Here is an 11629-nt window from a genome sequence, read left to right on the forward strand (position 1 = left end):
ATTGTTTATGGATACTTCAAATTGGGTACTACAATTTTTAGGACGCTTACATCCACTATTGGTACACTTTCCAATAGGTCTTTTGGTAGTTGCATTACTACTAGAGATATTAACTATAGGAGGTAAACGAAAAGGACTTAGAGAAGGTATTAATTGGATGATTTATATAGGTGCAGGATTTGCAGTATTTTCAGCACTCTTTGGTTGGTTCTTAAAAACTCAAGAAGCGTATACTGGCGATTTAGTAGATAATCATCAGTACACGGGTATAGCAACATCAGTATTAGCTATAGTTACAGCCATAATTTTAAAAAATAGTCTAAAAAAAACCATTGTAAATTTAAAAGCATATAGGTTTATGCTCTTTGCTACAGTAGTTTTACTTACCATAGCAGGACATTTAGGTGCCAACCTAACTCATGGCGAAGATTATTTAACAGCCGTTTTTCCGGGTAGTAAAGAGGGATATAGTAATAAAGAATCAGGAGCACTACTATCTGAACTTAAAGGAGCAGATTCTTTATCAGGATTACAAAAAGATAAATTAAACCTAGAGGTAAGGGGTCTTTTTGCTCATAAATGTTACCAATGTCATAGTGAAAATAAACAAAAAGGCGAGTTAGTGCTTGAAACTAAACAAGGTGTTTTTAAAGGAGGTAAAAGTGGATTAGCAATTGTACCAGGTAATCCAGAAGAAAGTGAAATTTACAAGCGCATTATTCTTCCATCAGATAATAAAAAGGTAATGCCAACGAAAGGGAAATTGTTAACTGCAGATGAAATAGCATTGGTAAAACTTTGGATAACAGAAGGCGCACATTGGTCAGACAAAGCAGTTAAGGTGTTTCCAGAAGCAAAATTGTCCCTGTTGAAGCCAGAGTTACCAAAGGTTGAAGATATTACACATCCTATAGATAAATTAATAGCTATTTATTTTGATAAAAATAATCTTGATTGGCAAGAAGTAATTGACGATAGAGCTTTTATAAGACGTGCCTACTTGGATGCAGTTGGATTATTACCAGAACCAAGTGTAGTTAAAGATTTTGTAAATGATAATAATCCAAATAAAAGAGAAGCGTTAGTTGATGCTTTACTAAATGATAATCAAAATTACACACAACATTGGTTAAGTTTTTGGAATGATTTGTTACGAAATGATTATTACAGCGTAGGAGGAAAAAAACAGATTACAGATTGGCTATATAATTCGCTAATAAAAAATAAATCTTACGACCAAATAGTAACTGAGTTGGTAAATCCTGTAAAAGGTTCAGAAGGTTTTATACAAGGTGTAAAATGGCGTGGTGTTGTTAATGCTAGTCAGAGAACAGAAATGCAAGCAGCACAAAATATTGGGCAATCTTTAATGGGTGTTAACGTGAAATGTGCGTCGTGTCATAACAGTTTTATCAGTAATTTAACTTTAGATCAAGCCTATGGCTTTGCAACTATTTTTTCTGATTCCATATTGGAATTGAATCGCTGTGATAAACCCATAGGAAAAATGGCGAAGGCTAATTTTTTATATCCAGAATTAGGGAATGTTGAAGGAGAAACCGTTAAGGATAGATTGTTAAAACTATCAGAGGTGATGGTGCAGAGAGATAATGGGAGACTCTACCGAACCATTGCGAATAGGTTTTGGGATCGATTAATGGGACGTGGTATTGTCGAGCCTTTAGATGAAATGGATAACGTACCTTGGGATGCCGATGTATTGGATTGGTTATCTGCAGATTTTATTGATTCAGGCTCAGATTTAAAACATCTAATTAAACAAATTATGACATCTAGGGTTTACCAATTACCAATGGTAAACTATAAAAAGGCTGAGGACTTAAAGACTAAATATGTATTTAAAGGACCAGTAACAAGGCGCTTGAGTGCAGAGCAATTTTCTGACGCTGTAAGTCAGATTATTGCGCCTTTATATCCTCAGGTAGCATTTAACCCCAATGGAGATGATATTAAAGCCATACGTATATGGCATTTAGAAGAGGATTTGGGAAGAGTTGTTTTACCAGAACCAGGTAAAAGGTACTTTAGAAAATCGTTTCAAGTATTAAGAGAGTCCGTTAAAAAAGCCAAAATTTTAATTTCAGTTGATAATTCTTATGTACTTTATCTTAATGGGAAAAAAATATTAGAGAATAATAATTCGAAAGTAGTAGACAAAATAGACATTACTAATGATTTGAATAAAGTTAAAAACACCATAGCTATTATTGGTAAAAATGAAGGGACTATTGCAAATCCTGCAGGGATACTATTTGCACTAAAATTAGAATATGAATCAGGAAAAAGTACCATTTTAAAATCAGATAAGTCATGGGTAAGTTCTCGTGAATTACCAAAAGGAGATTGGACTGCTTTAAATTATAACGATAGTTCCTGGCTTAAGGTTAGAGATTATAGTACAAGAAATTTTAAAAACTGGGGGCAGTTACTAGATTTTACATTTAAACCACATAACGAAAAATTTGCGCGAGCTAGTTTGGTAAAACAGCATCCGTTTATGAAAGCTTTAGGCAGACCTAGTAGAGAAATTGTTACGACATCAAGAGAAGATCAAGCTACGTTATTACAAGCTTTAGAACTTACAAATGGCGAATTTTTTAATAGTATTTTAGAAGAAGGCGCACAATCTTGGTTAAAGAAATATGGAGAGGACAGCAATATGATGGTTGAAAATTTGTACCAAAAAGCATTAAGTAGGAACCCTATGGAAGAAGAAAAGAAGATTATGCTAAATGTTTTGGGAGAAACTCCCAAACAGCAACAATTACAAGACGTATTTTGGGCAATTCTAATGTCGCCAGAGTTTCAGTTTATAAATTAAAAAATAAGACATGGATATAAATAGATCACGTAGAGACTTTTTAAAAAAAATGGGAGCTGCCAGTTTGTCGGCGGCAGCAACTACCATTCCAGGTTTTAGTTTTTTAAGTTCCTGTTCGCCAGAAGTACAAAAAATGGCATCTACAGCAGATACCGTTATTTTACTTTGGATGGCAGGAGGCATGGCACATACCGAGACATTTGACCCTAAAGCTTATGTACCTTTTGAAAAAGGCGTGGAAAGCAAGCGAGTGTTAAGTACTTTTCCTAAGAAACCCACTATAGTTGATGATTTATATTTTTCTGAAGGATTAGAAGGTATTGGAAGTGTAATGGATAAAGGAGCTATAATCCGTTCATATAAATCTGCAGATTTAGGACATATTTTGCATACACGTCATCAATATCATTGGCATACTTGTTATGAACCACCACAGTCTGTACAAGCGCCTCATATAGGGTCGTGGATAGCCAAGGAGTTAGGGCCTGCGAATCCTGTTATTCCTCCTTTTATTGCTATGGGGCAACGTTTTACAATGGGGGAATCTGAAGAGCTCAAGGCATTTCATTCCGCAGGATTTTTAGGTACAGAATATGGTCCATTTTTAATTCCAGACCCTTCAAGTGGTTTGGAAAGTGTACGTCCACCAAAGGGTATGTCGCTTAAACGTTTTGAAGCACGTTATAAATTGTATAAAGAACTTGCCAATAAAAGCGAGGTCATGGAGCAGGGTAGTGATTATCAGCGTGAGTCTTTAATGCGTTCTATGGAACAGTCGTATCGCTTATTGAATTCGCCAGAAGCCAAAGTTTTTGATTTATCAGAAGAACCAAAAGAAGTTTATGATACTTATAATACAGGACGTTTTGGTTTAGGTTGTTTGTTGGCAAAACGACTAGCCATGAATGGAGGTCGATTTATTAGTGTGTCAACAGAATACGAACCGTTTTTGGGTTGGGATACGCATGAAAATGGACATACGAGACTTAAAAAAATGAAAGCGCTTATTGATAGACCTATAGCTCAACTTGTTAAGGATTTAGATGAAACAGGACATTTAGATAGAACATTAATAATTTTAGCAAGTGAGTTTAGTCGAGATGCTATTATGGAAGGGAGACCAGGTAAAAAAGTAAAAGACCAAGTGAATCAACCAGATATTATAGAACACGAAAAACACTATGGAATGCATCGTCATTTCACAGACGGTAGTTCTATTTTAATGTGGGGCGGTGGTGTAAAAAAAGGATTAGTTTATGGTAAAACTGCAGACGAAAGACCTTGTTCATCAATAGAGAACCCAGTAGTAATAGACGAAGTACATCAATCTGTTTATCATGCTTTAGGTATTCATCCAGAAACCCATTATGAAATAGAAGGTAGACCATTTTATACAACGCCAGATGGTAAAGGGAAACCAATATTAGATTTATTTGGGAATCCTATGAAATCATCAAAAGAAAACATCGCTTAAAATTTAATTCCGTTATGACAAAGTCTAATATGAATCGTAGAACGTTTATAAATACAACAGCAAAAGCAAGTTTAGGTTTGGCTGTTGTGCCTCATTTTAACATATTAAAATCTAAACCGGAGATGTATGACGATATTATTGGTCATGGCGATTTTAAGTATAAAGTGCATAAATCTTGGGGAGATTTAGATAGGGATATTACCCCTGTAAAGAATTGTCATGAAATGGTAATGGATTCTAAAGGCAGACTTATAATGGTGGGTGACGAAACACATAATAATGTTTTAATCTATGATAAATCTGGTAAATTGTTAGATGCTTGGGGAGTGCGTTACAAAGGAGGTCATGGATTATCTTTATGGAATGATGGCTCTGATGATTTTTTATTTATAGCAGATACAAAAGGTGGTGAACTTATTAAAACCACAACAGATGGAAAAGAATTAATGATTATAGGGCACCCATCTCTATATGGAGCTTACGATAAAAAGGATAAATTTAAACCTACCGAAAGTGCCATTGGACCTAATGGAGATATTTACATAGCCGATGGTTATGGGTCGCAATACATACTTCAATTTACAAAAGACGGAGAGTTTATTAGAAAAATTGGAGAAGGAAATGGGACAGGGCAAAACCAATTTCAAACAGCTCATGGCATTTGTATAGATTACAGAGGAAAAGGAGAGCCTACATTGCTAATAACCTCTAGAGCTAGTAATTGTTTTAAGCGTTTTACATTAGATGGCGTGTATATAGAGCAAATAAACTTACCGGGAGCATTTGTTTGTCGTCCTGTTATTCATAATGATAATTTATATTCAGGAGTATGTTGGTCTTCAGAAATTGACTATGATGCTTCAAGGCGTATGGAAACACACCCTACAAAAACAAGCCCAGGTTCTGGTTTCGTTACTATTTTGGATGATAAAGGTAAAGTAGTTTCCAACCCTGGTGGTACAAAACCAAAATATAAAAAAGGAAAATTGCAACGCATGGAACAAGAGCAACCTATTTTTCGTCATTGCCACGATGTGTGTGTTGATGATGATGAAAATTTATACGTGTGTCAATGGAACGCAAATAAAGCGTATCCTATTAAACTTGAAAGAGTCTAAAAGGCTTGTTTTAAAACAGCAATGTAAAAACAGTTTCTACATCAGGTGTAGATTTTACCATTAAATGCCCTTGATGAAGCTGCATAATATGTTTAGAAAGACTTAAACCAATACCTGTACCTTTTTCTTTGGTTGTAAAAAACGGAATAAAAATTTGCTTAAGATTGTTTTCTGATATTCCAGTTCCATTATCTATAACTTGTATTTCTATATTTCCAGAAGTTGCTTTTATAGCTTGTAGTTTAATTATTCCGTTAGCATGATGAATTAAAGCATCTATCGAATTCTTAATCAAGTTGACTAAGACCTGCATTATCTGATTTTCGTCTGCGAAAAGCTCTAAATTAGTTGGTGTAATTTGAGTTTCGAGAGATATGTTTTTATGTGCCTTTTCGTTACTTACTAACGTGATTATTTTTTCAAATAATGCAGACATTTTTATAAGTGTTTTATCGGGTTTAGGAATTTTTGTTAAAGAACGATATCCTGTTACAAAATCGGTTAAACCTAAACTTTGTTCTTGTATTACGGCCAATCCTTTTTTTATTTTTTCTAAATCACTTTCTTTTAATTGGTCCAATTGAATTTTACCATTATCAGTTTTAATGACCTTAGATAAACTATCTGAAATAGAAGTTATTGGTGCCAAAGCATTCATAATTTCATGGCTCATTACCTTTATTAATCCCATCCAAGAATCGACTTGTTTGGTGTCTAATTCGCTATAAATATTTTGAATACTAACTAATAAAAGAGACACGTTGTTAACTTCTATAGGTTTAGACTCAATTTTTAATTCAACTGTTGCACGTTCGTTCGTTATAGAAATTACCTGTTGCTTAAAAGGTTGTAGTTTACTAACTAAATTGTAGACGCTGTTATCTATTTTTTTAAGCTGTTGAATATGTGTAAGCACATCGCAATTCAACAATTTTTTTGCACTTTCGTTGGCAAACAAAATATGCCCTTTGGCATTAATAGATAATAAGCCAACATTGGTATATGCTAATAAAGTTTGGTAGTATTGTTCTTGGGCTTGGGTATGCAATTTCTCATCTTGAATAATTCTATTAACCTTATTTAAATGCGCATTTAATTGATTTGTTACCGAGTTATTTGTGTTTTCTGAAAAGCTAATAGTAGAATCTGAGTTTTCTATAGCATTAAAAAAAAACATGAGCTTACGGTTGGTGCTGTTTAGAAAATTGACAAGTGAAATTATTTGTAAAATTAATACAACTCCTAATAATACAGCAACGCCTTTTATATCATTTAAAATAAAATACACTACGCTAGCACATACCAATACTAGCAATAGTACTCTTAAAATTATTTTTAGATATAAATTTTTAGATAGCATTTTAGAATATTAAATTTTATAACGCTTTGTTTTATTGTATAAGGTTTGACGCGTGATGCCTAACTGTTTGGCAGCAGTACTATAATTACCATCGTGTTTTTTTAGCGCAGTAATAATCATGTTTTTTTCCATTTCGTCAATGGTTATATCTGCCGTGTTTAATGCTTTTGTTTGCCGCTGATTAAACATAAAATCATTTACCGTTAATAGATTATTTTCACTTAAAATAACACAGCGTTCCATAGTATGCTGTAGCTCTCTAATATTTCCGGGCCAAGTATATTTAAGTAGTTTTTTCTTGATGGCACTACTCAATTTTAATCCTTTTTTATCATATTTATTTGCATATTTATTTAAGAAAAATTCTGCCAATTCTATAATATCATTGCTACGTTCTCTAAGTGAAGGTACTTCAATATGTATGGTATTTATTCGGTACAACAAATCTTCTCTAAAAAGTCCTTCATCAACCATTTTATTCAAATCACAATTGGTAGCGCAAACCAATCTAACATTTACAGGAATAACTTTGTTAGACCCAATACGAACGATTTCTTTTTGTTGAATCACTTTTAATAATTTAGACTGTAACTGTAATGGCAAATTGCCTATTTCATCTAAAAAAAGCGTACCATTATGTGCAACCTCAAACTTACCTGCTCTATCATTTTTAGCATCGGTAAAGGCGCCTTTTACATGTCCAAAAAGTTCACTTTCAAAAAGGCTTTCGGGTATGGCACTTACATCTACATTTACTAAAATTTCTTGATGCTGTGCAGATTGGTTGTGAATGGCTCGCGCAATTAACTCTTTACCAGTACCATTTTCGCCAGTTATTAAAACATTTGCAGAGGTTTTTGCAACTTTTTCAGTAATTTTTAAAACTGCATTTATTGCTGAAGAAGTTCCAATAATTTGCTGCTCTGTTTCGTTGATAAGGTGCTTTAATTTTTTTTCGCTTTGTTTTAGTAAATTTACTTCTTTCTTAGATTTTCCTAATTGAAAAGCTGCATGAATGGTGGCTAAAATCTTTTCGTTATCCCATGGTTTTAATACAAAATCTATAGCGCCTTCTTTTAAGGTATTTACAGCTAATTCTACATCGCCAAAAGCAGTCATCATTATTACAGAAGCATCTGGGACTATTTCTTTTAACTTTCTTAGCCAATAAAAACCTTCATTTCCTGTATTTATTCTGGATGAAAAATTCATATCCAAAAGAATAACATCGTAGCTTTTTAAATCGGTAACCGAAGATATTCCGTTTGGGTTTTGAAGCGTAGTTACAGTTTTGTAAACATCTTGCAACAACAATTCTAAGGCGCTTAGCACCCCTTTATTGTCGTCTACGATAAGTATTTTTCCAGATTGCAACATAATAATCCAAAGCTACAAATAAGAACAATACTCAACTACAAAGTGTAAAATATTTTTACACTTTGTATAAAAATATTTTACATAAAAAGGATGATTAGATATTGATGACGTTTGTAACCTGTTGAATTGTAGTGTATTGTTTTTTTGGCACGCATATCGTTATATAAAATACAAAACAATAAAAAATGAAAAACACTTTCCTAATTTTTGTAACCTACATTGCCTTTTCTTTAAATGGTAATGCACAAAAATTATGGACTTTAGAGGAATGCATTGTTTATGCTTGTGAAAATAACTTAGACCAAAAAACAAAAATTTACAATTCGGAGATTGATAAGGAATCGTTTCAACAATCTAAACGAGATTTTTTGCCAGATTTTAATGCTGTATCAAATTTAAACAGACGATTTGGTAGGTATGTAGACCCAAATAATAACAACGTTATCAATACTGCAACATCATCAAACACCTACGGAGTAACATCGTCTTTAAATCTGTTTAATAATTTTAAAAAGTGGCACCAAAGGTCGCAAAAAAAGCTACTATATCATGCAAGCTTAGAAGCTGTTTTGCAAGCAAAATACAACCTTTCTTTTGATGTGATGAACGCTTTCTATCTTGTAAAATTTAGAGAAGATTTATTGCAAATCACAAAAGAAAAATTAGAAATCACTCATTTAAACTACGAGTTGGTAACTTCAAAAATAGAACTAGGACTGCTAGCGAAATCTAATTTATACGATATTGAATCTGAATTAGGTACTAATAAATTAGAAATAGCTCAAGCCCAAAATGCCTTAAATGAAGCGACTTTAAATCTTATTCAAATCATGAATTTTAATGGTACGAGTATAAAGCTAAAACCCGATTTAGTTGCATTAAAATCTCTTGATAGTTTAACACTAGAAACTGTTTTTTCTAAAGCAATTGCATTTCTTCCGTCTATTAAACAACAAGAATTACAGGTAAATGCTTCAGAAAAAAACTTGGCTATTAGAAGGAGTGATTTTTATCCATCATTAGCATTAAATGCTGCGTATAGAACAGGTTATTTTGAAACGAGTATTGATGAAAATGGATTGATAACTCCTTTTTTAGACCAGTTGTCTAATAATGCAGCCAAATCCATTGGTTTGTCTTTAAGAATTCCGATTACCAATAAATGGTCAAAACATTCTAATGTAAAAATTGCTAAAATAAATATCTTAAAAGAAAAGAATATTCTGGAGCAAAAGAAGCAAGAACTTTATAAAGAAATACAAAAAACAATTCAAAAAAACACTGCGCTTTTAGCGGAAAAAGAGGAGAATGAGTCTAACCTAAAATCTAAAGAACTCGCTTTTAATTTTGCTCAAAAAAAGTTTAACAAAGGGCTGGCTACGATTTACGAATTAGAGGTTGCCAAAAATAATTTAGCACAAGCTAAAATTGAAAGAACCAGAATTAATTTACAATTACAATATCAAAAAAAGGCAATAGATTTTTATTGCGGTATTGCTGTTTTTCCTTTTAAATAATAACAAAGAATGGATACTAAAATAGAGAAGAAAAGAACACTACAACCCAAACATATTGGCATAGGATTACTTGTAATTATTTTAATCGTTATATTTCTATACAATAGTTTAGGCACACCTAGTACATCATCAGAAGTTAAAAAAAATGAAGTTACGATAACAGAGGTTAAGCGCTCTAATTTTAATGATTACATTACAATTAATGGCGTTGTAAAACCCATTACTACAGTATATCTTGATGCCTATGAAAACGGAAGAATTGTTGAAAAATATATAGAAGAAGGCAGTATTGTAAAAAAAGGAGATATTATATTAAAGCTAGAAAACAGGCAGTTATATGAGCAAATTTTAGCAAGCGAAAACAACCTAGCTATTAAACAAAACAATTTAAGAGAAACAAAAATAAATTTTGAGTCGCAACGTGTTTTTAATCAAAAAAGTTTACTTGAAGCAGAATACAGAGTTATAAAAGCAAACAGGTCTTTTGAGCAAAACAAATCGTTATTTGAAGAAGAATTAATAGCTAAAGAAAATTATATAAGAGCCAAAGAAGAAAAAGAATTGGCATCTAAACAGTATGATGTTATCAAGTTTAAAGCAAAGCAAGATTCGTTATTAAGTGCTACAGGTATAAAAGAATTGGACAACGATTTAATACGAATGAAAAAAACCTTAGCCATGGTTTATGAAAGAATTGAACACTTAAATGTTAGAGCAACTATAGATGGCCAATTAGGAATGCTAGATGCCGAAATTGGGCAAAGCATTTCCCAAGGACAACGTATAGGGCAGATACACGTGTTAACCAATTTTAAAGTACAGTCTAATATAGATGAGCATTATATTGATAGAGTTACGAGACATGTTTCTGCATCTTTAGAACGCGATGGAGAAACCTATGCCTTAAAAACTAAAAAAATATATCCGGAGGTAAGAGATGGAGAATTTCAAATAGACCTAAGTTTTATAAACGAAAAACCAAACAATATTAGAACAGGGCAAAGTTATTTTATAAAATTAGAATTGGGGACACCTACAAATGCGATACTTGTTAGCAGAGGAGCATTCTCTAATACTACTGGCGGAAATTGGATTTACGTTGTAGATGCTTCTGGTAATTTTGCAACTAAACGCCAAATAAAAATAGGCAAACAAAACCCTCAATATTATGAAATTCTTGAAGGCCTACAACCTAACGAACGTGTAATAACATCTAGCTATAAAAATTTTGAAAACAGCGATAAACTTATTTTAAATTAATAACCATGATACAGACAAAAAACCTAACTAAAATATTTATTACAGAAGATATACAAACTAAGGCATTAAACGATATAAATCTACATGTAAAAGACGGAGAATTTATTGCCATAATGGGACCTTCTGGTTGTGGAAAATCTACCCTTTTAAATATACTTGGACTTATTGATATTCCATCCGATGGTAGTTATATGTTTCATGGAAAAGAAATAGGTAACTTAAAAGAAAAGGAGTTAACTAAAGCAAGAAAAGGTAATATTGGTTTCATTTTTCAAAGCTTTAATTTAATTGATGGTTTAACAGTTTACGAAAATGTTGAATTGCCATTAACGTTTATGAACATCAATCAAAAAGAACGAAAAGAAAAAGTAAAAGCTGTTTTAAAACGTATGAAAATAGACCACCGTTCTAACCATTTTCCGCAACAATTATCTGGAGGGCAGCAGCAACGTGTTGCTATTGCTAGAGCTGTAATTACCGAGCCTAAATTATTGTTAGCAGATGAACCTACGGGAAATTTAGATTCTAAAAATGGTACCGAGGTTATGAATCTATTAACAGAGCTAAGTCAAGAAGGTGCCACTATTATTATGGTAACACACTCAGAAAGTGATGCAAATTACGCACACAGGGTCATCAACTTATTTGATGGGAAAATTGTAATGGAAACAAGCAATTAGT

General features: G+C 32.7%; 8 protein-coding genes. 6 read left to right on the top strand and 2 right to left on the bottom strand.

The window, feature by feature from the left end:
- Positions 1–7: 7 nt before the first annotated feature.
- Genes EYD46_RS01330 through EYD46_RS01340 form a run of 3 tightly spaced genes read left to right on the top strand, consistent with a single transcriptional unit; the run spans position 8 to position 5434 of the window.
- Positions 8–2842 (top strand): DUF1549 domain-containing protein, encoded by a 2835-nt coding sequence (locus tag EYD46_RS01330; RefSeq protein WP_130935254.1) that lies wholly within the window; start codon positions 8–10, stop codon positions 2840–2842.
- Positions 2843–2852: 10 nt separating this feature from the next.
- A complete protein-coding gene (locus EYD46_RS01335) occupies positions 2853–4316 on the top strand; it encodes a DUF1501 domain-containing protein (protein ID WP_130935255.1) in 1464 nt (487 codons plus the stop codon).
- Between the two features lie 14 nt (positions 4317–4330).
- On the top strand, positions 4331–5434 hold the full coding sequence (locus tag EYD46_RS01340; protein ID WP_229731249.1) for a 6-bladed beta-propeller: 1104 nt from the start codon (positions 4331–4333) through the stop codon (positions 5432–5434).
- 10 nt (positions 5435–5444) lie between these two features.
- Here the strand turns inward: EYD46_RS01340 and EYD46_RS01345 are convergent, their stop codons facing one another.
- Entirely contained in the window at positions 5445–6794 is a 1350-nt protein-coding gene (locus tag EYD46_RS01345; protein ID WP_130935256.1) for a sensor histidine kinase, read from the bottom strand.
- A 9-nt stretch (positions 6795–6803) separates the two neighbouring features.
- Positions 6804–8171 (bottom strand): sigma-54-dependent transcriptional regulator, encoded by a 1368-nt coding sequence (locus EYD46_RS01350; protein ID WP_229731250.1) that lies wholly within the window; start codon positions 8169–8171, stop codon positions 6804–6806.
- A gap of 185 nt (positions 8172–8356) precedes the next feature.
- Between EYD46_RS01350 and EYD46_RS01355 the strand changes: the two genes are divergently transcribed.
- Genes EYD46_RS01355 through EYD46_RS01365 form a run of 3 tightly spaced genes read left to right on the top strand, consistent with a single transcriptional unit; the run spans position 8357 to position 11628 of the window.
- Positions 8357–9688 carry a TolC family protein gene (locus tag EYD46_RS01355; RefSeq protein WP_130935257.1) on the top strand — a complete coding sequence of 444 codons (1332 nt, stop codon included), beginning with the start codon at positions 8357–8359 and terminating at the stop codon, positions 9686–9688.
- Between the two features lie 9 nt (positions 9689–9697).
- Complete coding sequence (locus EYD46_RS01360; protein ID WP_130935258.1) at positions 9698–10948, top strand: efflux RND transporter periplasmic adaptor subunit; 1251 nt, start codon at positions 9698–9700, stop codon at positions 10946–10948.
- A 5-nt stretch (positions 10949–10953) separates the two neighbouring features.
- Entirely contained in the window at positions 10954–11628 is a 675-nt protein-coding gene (locus EYD46_RS01365) for an ABC transporter ATP-binding protein (protein ID WP_109403607.1), read from the top strand.
- The last annotated feature ends 1 nt before the right edge of the window (position 11629 follow it).

Origin of the sequence: Hyunsoonleella pacifica (genome assembly GCF_004310335.1) — a bacterium.
GTDB lineage: Bacteria > Bacteroidota > Bacteroidia > Flavobacteriales > Flavobacteriaceae > Jejuia > Jejuia pacifica.